Raw genomic sequence first — 19,940 nt, 5'->3', positions numbered from 1 at the left:
GTCGCAGTTCTAATCCTCCCCGGCACGGGGAGGAGTGACTTACGCGAAGATCACAACGCTTTGTGCGCCTTGCGCGATCGGTACGCCGTCGGCGTTCCACAGCATCATCGTCTGGCTCGAACAGCCATTCTTGGCATGATCCGACTTGGCCGAGAGCAGCCACCAGCCGTCGGTCGTCGCCGGCGCCGGGGTCAGCAGATTGACGATCCAGGTCAGCGAGCTGATCGGGGCAGGGGCCTTGCCCAGCAGCTTGAACGCGGCGGGCGGGAGTGCGTCGGCCAACGCCATCACCTGCACCATCGGGTCGAGCCCTTCATAGGCGCGCAGCCGCGCCCAGCGCAGCCATTCCGCCTCGCCCTTTGCCTCATCCTTCAGGTCGAAGAAGTTGAAATTGCCGGTGAAGAACTCCTCAGGGCCAGTGTAGAGCTTCGCATCGGGCGCCGGCGGACGCAATGTGGTGGCGAGACCGCCCTCCAGGTCGATGCGTGATTCCTGGTCCGACATAAACACGAAGGTCGCACGGTAGCCGAGCCCGGCTTCGGACACGATATCGGCTTGAATAAAAGCGGCGTTGCGCCCGCGACGCAGCTTGATCGCGGTGACCGTCACCTCGCCCGCAAGCGGACCGATGAACGCGACCAGCGCCGAGCGCAGCGGCGGCAGGTCGGGTTCGCAGGCTTGCGCGGCGTGCAGCGCCAGCGCGCTCGACAGGCCGCCATAAGTGGTGCGCCCCTGCAGCCAGCTGGCCGGGATCGTCGCGCGAAAACCGCCTTCGACCGGCGTCGCGCCGGCGAGGATGTCGCGGATCGGCGTCACGCCGAAGTCCCCGCCAGGCGATCGCGCAGCTCACGCTTGAGCACCTTGCCGATAGTGCTGCGCGGCAGTTCGTCGATCGCATGGAGCTCGGACAGGCGCTGCGTCTTGCCGAGCTGCGCATTGGTCCAGTCGCGTATCTCCTCGACGCCGGCATCGATCCCGGTGTGCGGCACATAGAAACCGACCGGCGTCTCGCCCCAGGCTTCGGACGGCACGCCGATTACACTGCAATCCGCGACTGCCGGATGCTGCGACAGCACCGCTTCGAGGTCGGTCGGATAGATGTTGAACCCGCCGGAGATGATCAGGTCCTTCTTGCGATCCATCAGGATCAGGAAGCCATCCTCATCGAAGCGCCCGACATCGCCGTGACGGATATAACGATTGCCCTCGGCATCATACCATTCCGCGGCGGCGGTCGCTTCCTTGCGGCCATGATAGCCGGTCATCATCGTCGGCGACCGGCCGACCACTTCGCCCATCTCGCGAGGTGCGACTTCGTTGCCGTCATCGTCGATCAGGCGGATCTCATGGCCGGGCAGCGGCTGGCCGACGGTGTGGAGCTTGTCGGGAAACATCGTCGCGATAAGCGCGGTGGACGCGCCGCCTTCGGTCATGCCGTAATATTCGACCAGCAGGCCAGGCCAGCGCTTGAGGATATCGGCCTTGAGCGCGGTCGAGAACGGCGCGCTGGTGCTGGTCTTGAAGCGGAAGCTCGACAGGTCGAAACTGTCGAAATCGGGCAGCGCCATCAGCCGCTGATACTGGACGGGCACGAGCATGGTGTGCGTCGCGCGATGGCGTTCGGCCAATTGCAGATAGCCCCGCGCATCGAATTTCTTCATCAGCGCCGCGGTGCCGCCCCAACCCAGCGTGGGCAGGAAGCTGACCAGGGTGGTGTTCGAATAAAGCGGCGTTGCGATCATCGTCACCGCGTCACCGAACCCGGCGGTCGAGTTGCGTGCGATATGCGCCCAGCGCATTTCATGGCTTTGCACGATGCCTTTGGGCGTGCCGGTCGTGCCCGACGAATAGATGATGTTGAAGCCGTCTCCCGGCTTGATCTCCACCGGTTCCGGTCGCGCGCCGCCGGGCGCGAGCCAGGGGCCGAGCGATTTCAGATGCACCAGCTTGCCCGGGATGCGCTGCCCGGAAAGCGTCGTCGCGGCATCGGCATCGATGAAAGTGATCGGCGCACCGCAATCGGTGATCATCGCGACGATCGCCTCGCCGGTCGCCGACGGCGCGAGCGGAGTCGCAAGGCAGCCGGCGCGCAGCGCACCCAGGAACACGGCGGCATATTCGATCGAGGCGGCGGCGACGATCGCGACCGGATCTCCCTGTTTGACGCCGTCGCGTTGCAGCGCGGCGGCGATACGATCCATCAGCGCGTCGAGCCCGGCATAATCGAGTTCGCCACCCGCCTCGACGAGTGCGGCCTTGTCGCCGCGCTCCACCGCATGAGCGCGGATCAGATCGGGCAGGGTGGCGAAGTCACTGTCGAGCATGATCGCGGCAGAAAGGGGGGCAGTCATGGTCTCTCCGGGTTCCCGATATTCGAGTCCGCTAGGCCAAGGCAGGAAGAAATGCCATACGCCCGGTTCGAAAAACAAATCCGACAAAGAATCACAGGTGAGGGAAACATGCTCTTCTACGATGCGGTCAATCCGGCCCCCAATCCGCGCCGGGTGCGCATTTATCTCGCCGAAAAAGGGCTGAGCGTGCCGACCGAGATCCTTTCGATCGTCAAGGGCGAGCATCGCGCCGACTCGTATCTCGCGGTCAATCCGCTCGGCCAGATCCCCGCGCTGAAGCTCGATGATGGAACCGTGCTGACCGAGAGCGTGTCGATCTGCCGTTTCTTCGAAGCGATGCATGCCGAACCGCCGATGTTCGGCGGCGGGCCGAGCAGCGTGGCCGAGGTCGATATGTGGACGCGCCGGGTCGAGATGCGCCTGATGGTGCCGCTGGGCATGGTATGGGCGCACACCCATCCGTTCACCGCCCGCGTCGTGAAGCCGCAATATACCGAATATGGCGAGAGCCAGCGGCCGCGCGTGCTGGCCGCGATGGCCGAATTCGACCGCGCGCTTGCCGATCGCGAGTGGCTCGATGGCAAAAGCTATTCGATCGCCGATATCGTGCTGCTGACCACGATCGACTTCGCGGGGTTCGTCGGTATCGCGATGCCAGACGATCTGGTCGCGCTGCGGGCATGGCATAACCGCGCCTCGACGCGTCCGAGTGCGCAGGCATGAAGAGTGGGGGCATGGGTGACAGCATGAAGGGCTCGGTCGCTATCGTCACCGGCGGTGGCACCGGGATCGGCGCCGCAGTGGTGCGCCGGCTCGCCGCGCGCGGTGTGCACTGCGTGATCAACTATGCCTCGAGCCGCGACGATGCCGAAATGCTGGCGGTTGAAGTCGGGGAGGGCGCCATCGCGGCGCAAGGCGATATCGTCGAAGATGCCGCTTGCCGCGCGCTCGCCGCAGCGGCGATCGAGGCGTTCGGACGGATCGATTTCCTGGTCAACAATGCCGGGCGTACCAAGTTCGCCAACCATGAGGATCTCGATGCGCTGTCGGCGGAGGATTTCATCGACGTCTACCGGCTCAATACCATCGCGCCGTTCCAGATGATCCGCGCTTGCGCCGAAGCGATGAAGCGGGGACCGCATAGCGCGGTGGTCAATGTCGCGTCGGTCGCCGGGGTCTTCGGCAACGGATCCTCGGTCGCTTATGCCGCCTCCAAGGGCGCACTGGCGACGATGACGAAAAGCCTTGCCCGTTCGCTCGCTCCGGCGATCCGGATCAACGCGGTCGCGCCGGGTTATGTCGGCACCGGCTGGTTCGAAAAGCGTATGGGCGAGGCCGGTTTCGCCGCGCTCAATGCGACCATCGCATCGAAGACGCCAATGGCGATGGCGCCCGGACCCGACGATATCGCCGGGCCGATCGTCATGCTGCTCGACCCCGCAAGCCGGGTGATCACCGGCGAGACGATGTTGCTCGACGCGGGCGCGCATCTCGATGTCGGCCTGTCGCGCCGTCCGGGGAAGGAGATTTAGCGCTGGCCCATAGGCTTGCCCTTCTCCCGCAGGCGAGATGGGCAGGCGACGCCACCACGCTGATGACGCGCTAGCAAGGCTGTTTTCGACACTGAGAAAAAGCTGACCAGATATAGGTCCGGCAGGGACGATATGCTCGATCGCGGGCCCAGGTTGAATCGTTGCCGGCAATGAGGTGCAGGGAGATATGTTACACCCATATGTAACGTATCTCCTTTTCACCGTAGTTCAGCGAGATGATCATAATGTGTTTATATATTAGATACTTATGCTGCTTCAGCAATTTGCCGGGCACCGGCGCCGCGGGAGTGGTGCCATCCGGACCCGAAGGGTTCAGAACGGGCTTTCCGCCTTGTCGGTGCGGAACAGGCTGACATGGGTTTCGCGCCGCGCAATGTCGGGCGGATTGGCGACTTTGCGCCACGCGTCGAGCGCTGCCTGGTCCTCCCAGCGTTCGAAGACATTGATCCGCTCCGGGTCGAGCGCATCGGCGCTGATCGCGATATCCAGGCAGCCTTTATGCATCCGCGCGCGCGCCATCATTGGGGCATGTGCCGCGACGGCGGCGTCCCGGGCGTCGGCAGGTGTGCGCGTGTAGCCGGCGATGATGATCATGATCCTCTCCCATGGTTCGATATGGCATTGCTCATAATAGTTATCTTTTATAACTAAGCAACAGCCTCAGTATGCGGGAGCAATATTTGACGATCGCGGCTTGCCGGAATCGAGCCTCTTCGCCAGACTGACGACAGCGCTGACAGACTCACCGCGCCGCAGCGCATTCCAGCCCTAAAGGACCACCCCGCATGAAGGCCCGCAGCCCGTACGCATCGATCACGCTCGCCGCATTGCTCGCCACCAGTGCGATGCCGACACAGGCTGCGACCTCCGATCCCCGCGCCGGTGAACCCGCGTTCCGCGCATTGTACAAGGAACTGGTCGAAACGGATTCGAGCTGGCCCGAGGGCAGTTGCACGCTTGCGGCCGAACGCATGGGCGCGCGCCTCAAGGCCGCCGGTTACCCAGCCGAAGATGTGACCGTGATCGTCGATCCGGCGCATCCCAAGGAAGGCAATCTCTCCGCCATCCTGCGCGGCAGCAACGCGAAGTTGCCCGCGCTGTTGCTGCTTGCCCATATCGACGTGGTCGCCGCGAAGCGCGCCGACTGGACACGCGATCCGTTCGTCTTGGTCGAGGAGAAAGGCTATTTCTACGGGCGTGGCACGTCGGACGACAAGGCGATGGCCGCTTCCTTCACCGACGCGCTGATCCGTTTCCGGCAGGAGGGCTACAAGCCGAAACGTACGATCAAGCTTGCGCTGACCTGTGGCGAGGAGACCGAAAAGGCGTTGAACGGCGTCGAATATCTGCTCAAGAACAGGCGCGACGCGCTGTCCGCCGGATGGGCGCTGAACGAAGGCGGCGGCGGGTCGCTCGACGAAGCCGGCAATCCGGTCAGCAATGGCGTCCAGGCGGGTGAGAAAGTCTATCAGGATTTCACCTTCGCCGCGACCGCGCCGGGCGGCCACAGCTCGCGCCAGGCGCCCCATTTCAATGCGATCGGCTGGATGGCGGAGGCGCTCGCGCGGGTGAACGCCTTTGATTTCCCGATCGACCTGACACCCGCAGCCAAGGCGTTTTTCGGCGCGTCCGCACCGCTCTATCCCGCCCAGACCAAGGCGATGGCGGCGGTCGGTACGGGCAAGGCGAGCGAGGCGGATTATGCCGCCGTCTCGGCCGCGAACCCAAGCTGGAACGCGACGCTGCGCACTACCTGCATCCCGACGATGATCTCCGGCGGTCATGCGACCAACGCGCAGCCGCAATCGGTGACCGCGAACGTCAATTGCCGCATCATTCCGGGCGAGGGCGCTGACATGATCCTCGCCAAACTGGCCGAGCTTGGCGGCGACAAGCTCAAGGTCAGCTTTGCCGACCCGCCTCATGCCGGATCACCCGCGCCACCGCTGACACCGCAGATCATGGGGCCGATCGAGGCGATCTCGAAGGACATGTGGCCGGGCGTGCCGGTGATACCGCGTCTCGCGACCGGCGCGACCGATGGCCGTCACACCAATGCCGCCGGCATCCCGACTTATGGCGTGTCGGGCCTGTTCGCCGACCCGGACGGGCAGGGCGTGCATGGTCTCAACGAGCGGATCAGGGTCAAGTCACTGATGGATGGCCGGGCGTTCATGTACCGGCTGGTGAAGGCTTATACGCAATAGGGGCCGGCTTATTATCGGTGGGAGGCAAGAGTGACGGATCCTTGGAGTTTTGCAGCAGCGTGGTGCAACGCCTGGAACGCGCATGACCTCGAGCGCGTCTTGGGTCATTTTCACGACGACGTACTATTCACCTCGCCGATTGCGGCTACGATCCTCCCTGAAACGCGCGGCCAAGTGCGCGGCAAGCAAGCGCTGCGCGCCTATTGGTCGGAAGGATTGCGGCGCATTCCCGACCTGCATTTCACGGTCGAGCAGGTCTTTGCCGGCGTCGGCACGATCGTGATCCAGTATCGCAACCAGAGAGGTGTGTCGGTGAGCGAGGTACTGATTTTCGACGGCGAGAAGGTGAGGAGCGGGCACGGCGCCTATCCGATCGGCGCGGAGAACCCGGCGGGGGCTTGATCGGAAGGGGAGAAATCCGACTATCGCGCCGGAAGCTCAGGCGTCAGCCGGCGCCGTGACCGGCTCCGCTGATGGCCGCACGCGGCCGAGCACTTTCCAGATGATCGTGCCGAGCGCGGTCAACGCGAGCACGCCGGCGGCCAGAAACGCCGCACCGGGAAAACCATGATCCACACCGGTTGCCAGCGCTTGGGTCAGCAATAACGGCCCGAGGATCTGCGACACGCTGCCCATGCTGCCGATCCCGCCCTGCAGCGAGCCCTGGCGCGTCGGATCGACCATGCGCGAGAGTAGCCCGTTCATCGCCGGGAAGACCAGGCCCGACAGTGCGCTGAGCAGGAACAGGGCATAGGCCTGCCAGCTGGCGGTGATGAAGGCGAAGATCAGGAAGGTCAGGCCGCCGCTGCCCAGCCCCACCACCAGCGCGCGGCGTTCGCCGATGCGCGCGATGATCCTGCCCGACAGGGCTCCCTGGAAAATCACGCTGATCAGCCCGACAAAGGCGAGGCTCCAGCCGATCTCGGCGGGGCTCCAGCCGAAGCGGATCGCTGCCCAGAATGCCCAGGTCGCGGGATAAACCATGTGCGCGAGCTGCCAGAAGAACCAGGCGAGCAGCAACGGTGCGGCGTTGCCGGCGGCGAACAGCGGGCGGAACGCGCCGACGATATGCGCGTCGCGCAGGTGGAAGGGGCGGCGGTTCTCCGGCGCGAGCGTCTCGGGCATGGCGACGATCATTGCGACCGCGTTGAGCAAGGCGAGTACCGCCGCAGCCACGAACGGCGCGCGCGGCCCGAAATCGGCGAGTAGCCCGCCGATCGCCGGACCGATGATGAAACCGACACCGAATGCGGCGCCGATAAAGCCGAATACCCCCGCGCGCTTTTCGGGTGGCGTGACATCGGCCAGCACCGAACTGGCCGGGCCATAGACCGCCCCCGCGATCCCCGCGATGGCGCGACCGAGGAACAGCCAGGCGAGCGTCGGCGCGACCGCCATCAGCGCATAATCGGCGGCAAAGGCGAGCATCGACGCGATCAGCACGACCCGCCGTCCAAACCGGTCGCTGAGATTGCCCAGCACCGGCCCGGCGAAGAATTGCGTGAAGGCGAACACTACCAGCATATAGCCGGCGATGCGGGTCGCTTGCTCCAGGTCGACATGGCCAAGGCGCGTGATCAGTTCGGGAAAGACCGGCATGATGATGCCGAAGCCGATCGTATCGACCAGCACTGCCGCCAGGACGATCGGTACGGCACGGTGTTCGAATCGCATGGCTTGCTCCCCGAAGGCGCTTCTAGCGGCGGGTGCGATGGTCACAAAGTATGGATTGCCGGCCTTGGCGACTCTATCGCCTCTCCCCTTCACCCCAATCCGGCAAAATAACGAGCCGGACCTGTTTTGCAGGGGAATCCATAACGGGAGGGGTTGGGGAGGGGCGGCGGAGCGATAGCTTCGCGATCGCACCCTCCCCCAGTGAATGAGCGCTGCAGGGACAATCATGCCCCCGGTATGATTGAGAAATGCCTCGGAGGCATTTCGACCCCGCAGCACTCATTCACTCCTCCTATAAGGGGAGGGGAGAAGAACGATCTCAACCGCGATAGAAGAGCATCGCGATGCCCGAAACCGCAAGCGCGGCGATGATGACGATCGGCACCATGCGGCGGCTCAGCGCCTCGGCATCGTGGAAAGCGGCCGGGATATCGAACCAGTAACGGCCGGGCCCGACCTCGCGAACGATGCCCTTCGCGCGCAGCCGGTCGAAAGCCGGGCGATCACGCTCTTCGGGTGCATGATCGATCGCATCTCCGGGCGAGATTGCGTGGCGGGCGAGGAATATCGCCGCCGTCCGTCCGCGCACCCGCACCCCGCGTTGCCGCTCCGCCATGGCTAACGCTTACGCCCCTGATGGCGGATGTTCGCCGGCCGGCCGCGCCGCTTGATCACCCTGCCCGGCCGCTCGTCGCGCTCTGCCCGGGCACCCCTGCCGTCGACCATTTCGAAGCGCAGCGCGCCCGATACGGGATTTGCTTCCGCAAGACGGAGCGGCAGGCGCTGGCCGCTGGCATATTCGGTGCCGGTCTGGTCGCCGACCAGTTTTCGCGCAGCCTCGTCGAAGCGGAAATATTCGCCGCCGATATCGCGCACGGGCATCAGCCCGTCCCCGCCAATGCCCTCGACCGTCGCGAAGAAACCGAAATTGGTCACGCCGGTGATGCGCGCCTCCAGCACTTCGCCGACCTTTTCGGAGAGGAAGGCGGCGACATAACGGTCGATCGTATCGCGCTCCGCCTCCATCGCGCGACGTTCGAGCGCGGAAATGCCTTCGCCGATCCGCTCCATGCCCGCCGCTTCGCCCTCTGTCAGGCCGCCGTCGCCGAGCTTGTATGCGCTGACCAGTGAACGGTGGACGATCAGATCGGCATAACGCCGGATCGGCGAGGTGAAGTGCGCATAGCTGCCCAGCGCCAACCCGAAATGGCCATGATTGGCGGGGGCGTAATAGGCCTGGGTCTGGGTCCGCAGCACTTGTTCCATGACTTGCTGGCGGAAATCGACCTCGCCGACCTTGTCGAGGATATGGTTGAAGGTCGCCGGGCGCACCACCTGGCCAAGCGCGAATTCGACGCCGAAGGCCTTGAGATAATCCTTGAGCGCGATCAGCTTGTCGCGGCTCGGCTCTTCATGGACGCGGTACATTACCGGCGCCTTCTTCGCCTCCAGCGCCTTGGCCGCCGCAACGTTCGCGGCGATCATATAATCCTCGATCAGCTTGTGCGCGTCGAGCCGCTCGCGCGGCGCGACCGACATGATCCGCCCCTTTTCGTCGAGCATCACGCGGCGTTCGGGTAGATCGAGATCGAGCGGGCTGCGCTTCTCACGTGCGGCGTAGAGCGCACGCCAGCAGTCCCAGAGCGGGATAAGGGCAGCGAGTATTTCTCCCCTCCCGCCTGCGGGAGGGGTTGGCGGGCTCGCGCTTTCCTCCAACGCCGCGCCGGTGGTGAGCGCGAGCCCACCCTCGGGCCCTCCCGTAAGCGGGAAAAGGGAAGAGGATGAATCGATCGCCGCTTGCGCGTCCTCATAAGCGATGTTCGCCGCGATCCGCACCAGTGCGCGGGTGAAGCGCCATGATTTCAACTCGCCCGTCTTCGACACCTGCAAGTGGCAGACCAGGGCGGCACGATCCGCGCCTTCCTTCAACGAACAGACATCGGCCGAAAGGACTTCCGGCAGCATCGGCACGACGCGGTCGGGGAAATAGACCGAATTGCCCCGCCGCCGCGCTTCCCGGTCGAGGTCGGAACCGGGCCGGACATAGAAGCTGACATCGGCGATCGCGACGATCGCCTTCCACCCGCCCTCATTCTTTGCGTCGTCATCGGGTGCAGCCCACACCGCATCGTCATGGTCGCGCGCATCGGCCGGGTCGATCGCGACGATCGGGATATGGCGCAGATCCTCGCGTCCCTCGCCGAGCGGCGTCTTCGCGACGCGTTCGGCTTCCTCGATCGTCTCGGGTGTGAACACCGTCGGGATGCCCAGCTTGTGGATCGCGATCATCGAGAAGCTGCGCGGTGCGAAGGGATCACCGAGCACTTCGGTCACGCGCGCGGTGATGCGCGGCGGGCGACCGGCTTTCTCCGCCAGCACCAGATCGCCGGGCTTGCCCTCGCCCGCGTCAGACACCTGGAATTCGCGCCGCTCCTTCTTCTCTACGCCCTGCAGCCAGAGCTTGCCGCCTTCCTGTCGCAACACGCCGAGGATCAGTTCATCGCCCTTGGCGAGCGCCTTCATCGGATGCGCGATCCAGCCATTGCCTGCTTCCTCGGTACGCGCGAGCATGCGATCGCCTATGGCAAGCGCGCCATGCTTGCGTTCGCGCACGCGCAGGCGCGGCGCGGGCGTGTCGGCCTGCCAATTCTCCGGCACCGCCCACACGTTTCCACCGTCATCCGCATCGACGATGCGCAGCACCGTCACCTTGGGCACGCCGCCCATCTTGTGGAAAGCGCGACCCGGTGCGCTGTCGATCAGGCCCTCATCGGCCATGTCCTTGAGCACCGCCTTGAGCGTGATCTTCTGCTGCGCGGTCAGGCCGAACGCCTTGGCGATCTCGCGCTTGCCCGCGGGCGTGTCTGAAGTGGCGATGAAATCGAGGATCTGCTCGCGTGTGGGCAGGCCGGGGGCTGGTTTGGGCATGCAACGGCGATACCCTGCTTCCGCCCGCCCTGAAAGAGTGTGCCGTGCTACGCCGCCGCCGCTAGTTGCTGCCGCTTGAGCATTACGCCGCCGCGCCAATAATGGAAGATCGCCCAGGGCGTCGCCGACACTGCAGCGACGAGCGCCCAGCGCAGCGATTCTTCCTTGCCGACCAGCGGGACCAGGGCATCGCTCAACACGCCAATCATCGTTGGCCCAAGTCCGAGCCCGACCAGATTGATGACCAGCAGCGTGATCGCCGCCCACATCGCCCGCATCCGCAAAGGCGCCAAGCCCTGCAGCATGGCGAAGGTCGGGCCGAGATAGCTATTGGCGAAAAGCATGTTGAACACATAAGCGGTGATCGCGACCGCCGGGATATCGGTGGTGAAGAACAGGATGGTGAATGGCAACGCTGCGCATTTGAGCAAGCCGATCATCCAGCTCTGCGCATGAATGCCCCAGCGCTTCGCAGCCCAGTCGGCGACACGGCCACCGCCGACGCCCGACACTGTGCCGACGACCGCGGCGATGGGCGCGACGATCAGCGCGACCTGCCCGACCGAGAAACCGAGCGATCGCTGCAGGTAGCTCGGGCCCCAATAAGTCGTCGCGTAACCGATTAGCGAGGTCAGCGTCACTGCCAGCACCAGATGCCGCGCCGCGCCATTACGCCACATATCGGCAAAGACCGACCACACGCTCGGCATCTGGCTGGTATCGGCAACTTGCGAAGCGTCCGACAGGCCGCGCTTTGGTTCGACCACGAAAAGGCGGACCAGCACGGCGAGCAAGATGCCCGGAATACCAATCGCGATGATCGCGATTCGCCAGCCATATTGGCTCGCCAGCCAGCCGCCGATCATCGTGCCGAACCCGCCACCGAGCACGACGCCGAGCGAATAGATCGCCATCGCGCTGGCGCGCTTTTCGACCGGATAGAGATCGGCGATGATCGAGTGGCTCGGCGGGCTCGACCCCGCTTCTCCCACGCCGACGCCGATCCGCGCTGCCAGCAATTGCATGAAATTCTGCGCCAGGCCGCACATGGCAGTCATCGCACTCCACAGGGCGAGCGATACGGCGATGATGTTGCGTCGATTGGAGCGGTCGGCCAGCCGAGCGACCGGAATGCCGAGGCCGGCATAGAAGACCGCGAAGGCCAACCCGCCGAGCATGCCCATCTGCGTGTCTGACAAATGCAGGTCGGCCTTGATCAGTTCGACCAGGATGGCGAGGATTTGCCGATCCATATAGCTGAAGAAATAAGTCAGCGTCAGCAGGCCGAGGGTCAGGGTACGGCGACGCATCGCCAGCGTTTGGTCGATTTCGGGATGGCTTACGGCCAGAGTCATGGGCGTACCTGTCACCAAAAAAAGCCCCCCGCCGGTGATGCCGGGCGGAGGGCAATCCGTCACTCTTTTCCCGGGCTTACCCGGTTATTTATTGTTGCTGTCAGAACTTGCCGCGCAGCGTCACGCCATAAGTGCGCGGCTCGGCGAGGAACTGCGACAGGAGCTGGCGGCCACCCGGATACTGCGGATCCTGGAAAGCGGCGCTGGTCCCGCCCTGCTGGAACGGCGAGTTGAACGCGACCTGGGCATAATCCTGCTTGAAGATATTCTGCCCCCAGATTTCGATCGCCCAATGCTCGTTGGGCCCGCGGATACCGACACGTGCGTTGACCAGGGCAAAGCCGTCCTGCTCCTTTTGCGGGAAGAGGTCGGAGCCTGTATTATAATCGCTCGACATGCGCGTATCGACGTAGAACAGGGCCGAAAGTCCGCTGCTGCCAAGTTCCGGCGTCCAGGCGGCCGAGCCGGTCACGACCAGCTCGGGCGCGTTCGACAGATTGTCGCCGGGGAGTTTGCGGAGCGCCTGATTGAGCGGAGCGCCGGAGTTATTGCCGACCAGATTGTCGCGATACTTGGTCTTGGCATAAGTCAGGCCGGCCGAAACGCGGAAGTTTCGCGCCGGGACCAGCGACGCTTCCATCTCGACACCCTGCGACAGGACGCCATAACCGACATCGCCGGCTGCGCACCGACCCGACGAGGCGGCTGCCGCATTGTAGTTGGGCGCGCCGGTATAGGTGCTTTGATCGCGATCGGCACCGCCGAGATTGGCGTTGCAGCCATTGACGTTCTGCACGATGAAGACGGCGCCGTCGAAGGTGTTCAACTGGAAGCTCTTGAATTCCTGACGGAAGACCGCGAGCGACAGGCTGAACGGTCCGGTCGAATATTTCGCGCCGATTTCGTAGGCGGTGACCTTTTCCGGCTCGAACTGCAGATTGCCGACCAGTGCCTGAGCACCGCCAACCGCCGCGAAAGTTGTCGTCGGGAGGGGCGATGTCGCCGTCGGTGCGACGATCGGCGACTTGAGCGCGGAGCGGTCGAAGTTGAAACCGCCGGCCTTATAGCCGCGCGAATAGCTGCCGTAGAGCAACAGATCGTCGATCGGCTTCCACGACAGGATCGCCGTGCCGGTGAATTCATCTTCATGGCGCTTGTCGCTGATGCTGACGCCGTTCAACTCGGCGCTCGAATTGCCCTGGCAACCCAGGCCGATCAGCCCCGCGGCAAGCGCACGCGTCGTCGCGCTGGCGCTGACCAGATCGTCGGTGAGCGTCGATTGCAGCGTGGTACAACCAACATTGTCGTTGCCGAACGTCGCCGAGAAGCGCTTGCGCTCATCGGTGTAGCGTAGCCCGAGCGTCAGATCGACTTTGCTGGTGAGGTGGATGATGTTGTGCGTGAATGCCGCAAAACTGCGGCTGTTCTGGTTGTAGCGGTCAACCGTCGACCCGCGGTTGTTGATGCCATCGAGCGTCAGGAAGCCCGCCGCGACATCGGCGCCACCCACTGCGGCCAGTGTCGCCGGCCCCACGCCGGGGGCGACACAACCCGGGCTGGTCGGCGAATACAGTCCGGCAAGGCCGCCGCCGGAGATGATGCGGCACGTCGCGAAGCGGCCATATTGGCTGCCGAAGCGCAAATTGCTCTTGCCGCGGAATTTCTCGTCCGAATAGAAGCCGCCGATCAGCCAGTCGAGCTTGTCGTCGAAGGCGCTCCCCTGCAACCGGACTTCCTGCGTGAACGTCTTGAACGCGCGGCGGTTGTTCCCGTCGTTCGCGTTATAGAGGATGTCGACCGTGCCATAGTCGGTATCCGTCCCCTGCTGGCTGTAATAGTCGCGATAGGCGGTGATCGAGGTCAGGTTGACGCCACCAAGATCCCAGTCAAGCTGGCCCGAAATGCCATAGTCCTGCGTCCTACCCTCGTAGGTGCGCCCTGGCGAAACCGAGATGTTGCGCGAATATCCCTGATTGAGCGCACCGAGATTCTGTCCGAGATCGCGCAGCACGTTGACGATGTTGTTGCCGCCTGGAAGGCCGGTGGTCAGCGGCGTCGCCGGGTTGTTGAGGTTGCCGATAAAAGGATTGACGCTGCGATCGACATAGGTCGCCGCGCAGCATGCTTCGGTCCGGCGGCTGAAATCGCCGATCAGGCGAAAGCTCAGGTCCGAAGACGGCTCAAACAGAATCTGGCCGCGAACGAAATACCGGTCGCGATTGTTCACGTCCGTTCCGTTCGTCGCGTCGCGATAGAAGCCGTCGCGCTTCACATACACGCCGTCGAGCCGCACCGCGATCTGTTCCGAGACGGGCCCGGTCACGCCGCCGGCGAGGCGGATGAAATCGTAATTGCCATAAGTCGCCTCGGCATTCGCACCGAAGGTGAAGGATGGCTTCTTGCTGATTATGCTGATCAGGCCAGCCGAGGAGTTGCGGCCACCGAGTGTGCCCTGCGGCCCGCGCAGCACTTCGATGCGCTCGATCTCGCCGAGTTCGTTGAGCCCGATGCCCGACCGCGAGCGATAGACGCCGTCGATGAACACCACGACCGAACTTTCGAGGCCGGGATTGTCACCAACCGTGCCGATACCACGGATACGCGGCGAACCGTTCGCCTCCGACCCGGTCGAGGAAACCAGCAGCGACGGTGCCAGCTGGTTGAGCTGGCGAATATCATTGGCGCCGGAATTCTGCAACGACTCGGCGGTGACGGCGGAGATGGCGACCGGCACATCGGCCAGCGCCTGGGCACGCCCTTGCGCGGTCACGACGATATCGTCGGTCGCGCTATCGGCCCGATCGGCTTCCTGGGCGGCGGTGGATGGGGGTGCGGCGGCATCGGCGGTTTGCGCAGATGCCGGCGTCGCCAGACCCATTGCGAGAACGGTGAAGGCGCACGCCGACATATATTGCTTCTTGAGCATCTCTATCTCCCGTTGGGTCGGAACGCTGATCGGTTCCGTACCCCATACTCGAATAGATAGATGGAGTTCCGTTACGTCAAGCGGAACCCGAACCACAACACCTCTTGGTTTCCGTATGTTGCCAAAAAGTCATACCTGCCAAAACAGCCGGATCGGGCAGAACGACTATTCGAAACCGTCAAGATGCCCGTTCGGGTCGGCGCGCGCGCGGGGTTCCGTCAATAACCGTTCAACCGCGCGAAGCGTTCGCGGTGATACGCCGCATTGCCCCACATGGTTTCGAGCACATAGGCGCGCTTGAGATAAAGGCCTGCATCATGTTCGTCGGTCATGCCGATGCCGCCGTGCAGCTGAACCATCTCGCGGCTGACCAGATGGAGCGTATCGCCCATGATCGCCTTGGCTAGGCTGGCCGCCTGATCGACATCGGAACGGCCGGCGTCGATCGCCTCGAGCGCTCCCTCGACCGCCGAGCGCGCCAGTTCGAGTTCGGTGAACATCTTGGCCATTCGATGCTGCAGCGCCTGAAAGGTCGACAGCTGCTGGCCGAACTGGACGCGGACTTTGAGATAATCGTTGGTCACGGCAAAGGCTTGTTCCGCCATGCCGAGCATCTCCGCACAGAGCGCGGCGGTCGCACGATCGACCGTTTTGCTGGTCAGGTCGGTGCCGCCGAGCTTCTCCGCTTTGGCGCCATCGAATGTCACCTGCGCGTGGCTGCGCGAATCCGCCATGTGCCGCGCCGATCGCGATACACCGGCATCGCCCGATACGAGATAGAGGCCGTCGGTCGCGGCGACCACGAACAGCTGCGCGCTGTCCCCTTCCGCGACGAATTGCTTGGTGCCGGTCAGCTTGCCGTCGACGACGGTCGTTGCGATCTTTGCCGGGTCGTGCACCGGGCCTTCGTCGATCGCGAGCGTCGCTACCATTTCGCCAACGGCGATCTTCGACAACCATTCGGCCTTGACCGCTTCATTGTCGCCGAGCGCAATCGCGCTCGACGCCGCGGCGGTCGCGGCGAGCGGTGACGCGGCCAGGTTACGGCCAAGCTGTTCGAGCACCAGCCCAAGCGAGAGGTAACCGAACGCAGACCCGCCAAACTCTTCGGGGACGATCACGCCGGCCCAGCCCATCTGGCCCATCGCGGCCCAGGCATCCGCGTCATAACCTTGCGCCGGCGCGGCGTTGCGCATCTTGCGAAAGGCGGTGGTCGGCGCTTCATTGTCCGCCCATTCGCGCGCCATGTCGCGCAACATCGTCTGTTCGTCGTTGAGTACGGCCATTTCTTAACTCCCTCTCGCCTCCGGGGAAGAGGGCGGGGGAGAGGGGCAGCGTGTCCCACCGCCCTCTCCGCACTGCCCCTCTCCCGGGGTCGCTTCGCTCGCCTGCCCTCTCCCCGGAGGGGAGAGGGCGTAAGTCACTGATGATCCAGCATGCCCAGGATGCGTTTGGCGATGACATTGTTCTGGATTTCGCTCGATCCGCCATAGATCGACACCGCCTTGCCCCACAGCCAGGTGCGGGTCTGGGTCAACTCCTCCTCGGTAAAACCTTCGCCTTCCCAGCCCAGGCCGTTCATGCCCATGATCTCGATCGATAATTCGGCACGGTCCTGAGTGATGCGCGCGCCGACATTCTTCATGATCGATGTCGCCGCCGACGGCCCCTGGTTCGATTTCGATTCCAGCGCGGCGCGACGCAGCGTGAGCATGAAGGCGCGGCTGTCCATTTCATGGCGCACGATGCGCATGCGCAGGTCGCCGTCATTGACTCGGCCCTGATCGTCGGTGCCGCGATATTCCCTGGCCAGTGCGCTGACCGGCTTGCCGGCGAACATGCGGCCCGCCGCCGAACCACCGCCCGACAGATTTTGCCGCTCGTGCTGAAGCAGGCGCTTGCCGATCGTCCAGCCTTCGCCCTCCTGCCCCACCAAATTTTCCTTGGGCACTTTCACATCGGTGAAGAAGGTCTCGCAAAAGGGCGACGACCCGGAGATCAGCCGGATCGGCTTCACCTCGACGCCCGGGCTGGTCATGTCGATCAGCAGGAAGCTGATCCCTTCATGCTTTTTCGATTTATCGGTGCGCACCAGCGCGAAGCATTTTTCCGCCCATTGCCCGCCCGAGGTCCAGGTCTTCTGACCGTTGACGACGTAATGGTCGCCCTTATCTTCGGCGAACATCTGGAGCGATGCCAGATCGGATCCGGCACCCGGCTCCGAATAGCCCTGGCACCAGCGCACCTCGCCCTGGGCGATTGCCGGGATATGCTCGCTCTTCTGCGCTTCATTGCCATATTCGAGCAGGGTCGGGCCGAACATCATCACACCCATGCCGCCGATCGGGTTCCACGCGCCGACCCGGCCCATCTCCTCCTGCAGCACGCGCGCCTGCGCGCGGTCGAGGCCGCCCCCGCCATATTGCGCCGGCCAGGTGGGCACACCCCAGCCCTTGTCGCCCATCGCCTTTTTCCAGGCGGCTTCGTCGGCCGACAGATCAGTCGGCCCGTCGATCGCCGACATGGCATTGTCCTTGCCCTTCAGCGCGGTCGGGAAGTGTGCTGCAAGCCACTCGCGCACGTCGGCGCGGAAGGCGTCGAGCGGGTTAACGGAAACGTCGAGTTCGGCGGCGGTAGCCATAAATCCTCTCCTTCGGGACCGAATCTGAATATCGGGTATGGTAAGGTTAGTGGCACAGATCAGCGAACAGTGAAAGGGAGGCTGGGGATGTAAAGCGCTAAAACCCCTCTCCCCCTGTGGATTCCTCTGCAAAGGAGTGGCGTGTTTGGGGGGTGTGATTCAGTGTTGCTGACAGGAGAGTTGGCGATGGGTGATCAGATGTGATTGGCGGAAGCGCTGGTTGATCCGCGGCTGGGGACGAACGCGAAGCTTGAGCGCCTGGACAATCTGGTCGAGTGGCAGCGTCTGGTGCCGTTTCTGGCGGTGCTGCGGTCGGCAGAGACGGGGCGACCACCTTATGCGGCGTTGTCGATGCTGAAGGCGCTATACCTTCAGGCCTTGTATGATCTGTCGGATCCGGGGCTTGAGGAGTCGTTGCTGGATCGCTTGTCGTTTCGGCGGTTCTGCGGTTTCGCGCTGGATGGCGGCACGCCTGACGAGACGACGATCTGCCGGTTCCGGGCGGCGATGGCCAAGGCGGGCGTTCTGGAGAAGTGCTTCGAGGAGATGACCCGGCAACTCGATGCGCGTGGTCTGATCCTCAGGAAGGGCACGCTGATGGATGCGACGATCGTCAGGGCAACGCATAACCCACCGGGCGCCGAAGTCGGCCCCGGCGGCGCCCATCCGCGCGAGCCCGGTGCGGATTGGACCCGGAAGAACGGCAAGAGCTATTTCGGCTATCGCTTCCATATCGGCGTCGATCAAGGCTCAGGGTTGATCCGCCGCGCCCGCTTCACCCCGGCGCGCACGCCCGAACCAGATGCCACTCGCTCGAACGCAACAAAGCCGACTTCTTCGCCTTCGCCGCCATCTACCTACGACGTGCCGTCATCTGGGCGCTGCCTGATACCCACAATCAGCCGCCGCTGATCAATCATCGGCAAAATCTCCCCCAAACGCTGCCAGCATCACACCCCAATCCGGCAAAATAACGAGCCCGACCTGTTTTGCAGAGGAATCCATAACGGGAGGGGCATAAACTGGCTCGCTTCGGAACCGTTCACCCCGCCGTAAAAGTCAGCCCCGCATTATCCATCAGCCGCTTGCGCAACGCATCGCCCATCAGCGCGCCGGGCGTCCAGATGCCGCCGCCCGCACTCTGCACGTCATGAACCAGGCACAACGCAGCCTCGGCGATCATCTTGCTGGTCGATCCGTAACCGGGGTCGCGGTCGCCGGTGACCACCGCGTCGATCCGCGTCCCGTCAGGCATCTCGCCGACGAACAGCACATCGTAAAAGCCGCTCTCGCGTTCTTCCTTTGAAGGGCCTTCGCCTGGCTTTGGCCCCTTGTCGCTGGCCAGCGGATTGATCTTGGCGATCGCTTCCGCCGCCGCCTTGCCCATGTCGCCCAAGCCCGGCGCGACGAGCATCTCGTCATAGACGAAGTCGGCGCCATAGCTCTGATCGAGCAGGAAATTGGTGCGATGGACATTCTTGGTATTGATCGGCGCCATGATGAACGGCGCGACCCAGGCCTCGATCGTGCGATCATATTCGGGCAGCAAGCCCTTGGGCTGGCTCGGCCCGTTAAAGCCCGGAGCGAGCGCGAACGGGTTGATCAACAGGCCGAGGATCGACGGATCCCTGGCCGCAGCGGCGAGCGTCGCCTTGAGGCTGGCCGCGGTGCCACCGGAAAAGCCGCCCTGCATCTTGCGCACCCGGCATTTCACGCGTGGCGCCGGCTTGCCGTATTTGGCCTTTGCCGTCTCCTGCAGCGTCAGCACGCCGAGGTCGAATGGGATCGAATCGAACCCGCAACTGAACACGATCCGCGCGCCGGTGCGCTGGGCGGTTTCATGATGCGCATCGATCATGTGGCGCATCCAGGCCGGCTCGCCGCACAGGTCGACATAGGCGGTGCCGGTTTCCGCACAGGCGGCGACGAGGTCATTGCCGTAAAGCTGATACGGGCCAACGGTGGTCAGCACGACTTGGGTTCGCTCGCACATCGTCTTCAGCGTGGCGGGATCGTCCGAATTGGCGGTGATCAGCGGCGTATCGGCAGGCGCGCCGATCTCATCGCGCACTTCCTGCAGCTTGGTCAGCGAACGCCCGGCCATCGCCCAGCGCGGCGTCCCCGTCTGGACGAGATATTCGGCGACCAGGCGGCCGGTGAAACCGGTGGCGCCATACACGATGATGTCGAAGTCGCGGGCCATGTCGGCTCTCCCCAGGTTCGTCACCCCGGTGCCGGGGTCCACCGCTCCAATGGCGATGCCGCATCTTGCGGCACGGTGGATGCCGGAACAAGCCCGGCATGA

16 protein-coding genes are annotated in these 19,940 nt (G+C 64.0%); 5 read left to right on the top strand and 11 right to left on the bottom strand.

Annotated elements, in window-relative coordinates; genetic code table 11:
• Positions 1-39: 39 nt before the first annotated feature.
• Together ACVWZA_RS09645 and ACVWZA_RS09640 are read right to left on the bottom strand one after the other, a co-directional pair.
• The gene (locus tag ACVWZA_RS09645) at positions 40-816 is read right to left on the bottom strand and encodes a thioesterase family protein (protein WP_457310984.1); all 777 of its coding nucleotides are present in this window, start codon (positions 814-816) and stop codon (positions 40-42) included.
• The gene (locus tag ACVWZA_RS09640; RefSeq protein ID WP_457310983.1) at positions 813-2,351 is read right to left on the bottom strand and encodes a class I adenylate-forming enzyme family protein; all 1,539 of its coding nucleotides are present in this window, start codon (positions 2,349-2,351) and stop codon (positions 813-815) included. The genes ACVWZA_RS09645 and ACVWZA_RS09640 overlap by 4 nt, the downstream gene beginning before the upstream one ends.
• Positions 2,352-2,459: 108 nt before the next feature.
• On the opposite strand from ACVWZA_RS09640, the gene ACVWZA_RS09635 reads away from it, so the two are divergent.
• Together ACVWZA_RS09635 and ACVWZA_RS09630 are read left to right on the top strand one after the other, a co-directional pair.
• Entirely contained in the window at positions 2,460-3,074 is a 615-nt protein-coding gene (locus ACVWZA_RS09635; protein WP_457310982.1) for a glutathione S-transferase family protein, read from the top strand.
• An 11-nt stretch (positions 3,075-3,085) separates the two neighbouring features.
• Positions 3,086-3,883 (top strand): SDR family NAD(P)-dependent oxidoreductase, encoded by a 798-nt coding sequence (locus tag ACVWZA_RS09630; protein WP_457310981.1) that lies wholly within the window; start codon positions 3,086-3,088, stop codon positions 3,881-3,883.
• A gap of 333 nt (positions 3,884-4,216) precedes the next feature.
• Here the strand turns inward: ACVWZA_RS09630 and ACVWZA_RS09625 are convergent, their stop codons facing one another.
• The gene (locus ACVWZA_RS09625) at positions 4,217-4,498 is read right to left on the bottom strand and encodes a putative quinol monooxygenase (protein ID WP_457310980.1); all 282 of its coding nucleotides are present in this window, start codon (positions 4,496-4,498) and stop codon (positions 4,217-4,219) included.
• Between the two features lie 191 nt (positions 4,499-4,689).
• Between ACVWZA_RS09625 and ACVWZA_RS09620 the strand changes: the two genes are divergently transcribed.
• Both ACVWZA_RS09620 and ACVWZA_RS09615 read left to right on the top strand, forming a co-directional pair.
• Positions 4,690-6,111, top strand: a complete 1,422-nt coding sequence (locus ACVWZA_RS09620; RefSeq protein ID WP_457310979.1) for a M20/M25/M40 family metallo-hydrolase — start codon at positions 4,690-4,692, stop codon at positions 6,109-6,111.
• Positions 6,112-6,141: 30 nt separating this feature from the next.
• Positions 6,142-6,513 (top strand): nuclear transport factor 2 family protein, encoded by a 372-nt coding sequence (locus ACVWZA_RS09615; protein WP_457310978.1) that lies wholly within the window; start codon positions 6,142-6,144, stop codon positions 6,511-6,513.
• Positions 6,514-6,549: 36 nt separating this feature from the next.
• Here ACVWZA_RS09615 and ACVWZA_RS09610 read toward each other — a convergent pair whose 3' ends face one another.
• From ACVWZA_RS09610 to ACVWZA_RS09580, 7 genes are all read right to left on the bottom strand, one after another.
• Entirely contained in the window at positions 6,550-7,785 is a 1,236-nt protein-coding gene (locus ACVWZA_RS09610; RefSeq protein ID WP_457310977.1) for an MFS transporter, read from the bottom strand.
• A 319-nt stretch (positions 7,786-8,104) separates the two neighbouring features.
• Positions 8,105-8,401, bottom strand: a complete 297-nt coding sequence (locus ACVWZA_RS09605) for a hypothetical protein (RefSeq protein ID WP_457310976.1) — start codon at positions 8,399-8,401, stop codon at positions 8,105-8,107.
• 2 nt (positions 8,402-8,403) lie between these two features.
• Complete coding sequence (locus tag ACVWZA_RS09600; protein ID WP_457310975.1) at positions 8,404-10,713, bottom strand: ribonuclease R family protein; 2,310 nt, start codon at positions 10,711-10,713, stop codon at positions 8,404-8,406.
• Between the two features lie 47 nt (positions 10,714-10,760).
• On the bottom strand, positions 10,761-12,068 hold the full coding sequence (locus ACVWZA_RS09595) for a spinster family MFS transporter (RefSeq protein WP_457310974.1): 1,308 nt from the start codon (positions 12,066-12,068) through the stop codon (positions 10,761-10,763).
• Between the two features lie 100 nt (positions 12,069-12,168).
• Positions 12,169-14,994 (bottom strand): TonB-dependent receptor, encoded by a 2,826-nt coding sequence (locus ACVWZA_RS09590; protein ID WP_457310973.1) that lies wholly within the window; start codon positions 14,992-14,994, stop codon positions 12,169-12,171.
• Positions 14,995-15,212: 218 nt separating this feature from the next.
• Positions 15,213-16,280 (bottom strand): acyl-CoA dehydrogenase family protein, encoded by a 1,068-nt coding sequence (locus tag ACVWZA_RS09585; protein WP_457310972.1) that lies wholly within the window; start codon positions 16,278-16,280, stop codon positions 15,213-15,215.
• A gap of 134 nt (positions 16,281-16,414) precedes the next feature.
• Positions 16,415-17,635: an acyl-CoA dehydrogenase family protein gene (locus ACVWZA_RS09580; protein WP_457310971.1), complete on the bottom strand. Its 1,221-nt coding sequence runs from the start codon at positions 17,633-17,635 to the stop codon at positions 16,415-16,417.
• Positions 17,636-17,839: 204 nt separating this feature from the next.
• Between ACVWZA_RS09580 and ACVWZA_RS09575 the strand changes: the two genes are divergently transcribed.
• Positions 17,840-18,547 (top strand): IS5 family transposase, encoded by a 708-nt coding sequence (locus ACVWZA_RS09575; RefSeq protein ID WP_457310970.1) that lies wholly within the window; start codon positions 17,840-17,842, stop codon positions 18,545-18,547.
• A 130-nt stretch (positions 18,548-18,677) separates the two neighbouring features.
• Here ACVWZA_RS09575 and ACVWZA_RS09570 read toward each other — a convergent pair whose 3' ends face one another.
• Positions 18,678-19,838 (bottom strand): saccharopine dehydrogenase family protein, encoded by a 1,161-nt coding sequence (locus ACVWZA_RS09570; protein WP_457310969.1) that lies wholly within the window; start codon positions 19,836-19,838, stop codon positions 18,678-18,680.
• Positions 19,839-19,940 lie beyond the last annotated feature (102 nt).

The sequence above is a fragment of the Sphingomonas sp. UYAg733 genome, from assembly GCF_054057355.1.
The sequence above is the reverse complement of the archived record's forward strand: the minus strand, read 5'-3'. Positions and strand labels throughout refer to the sequence as shown.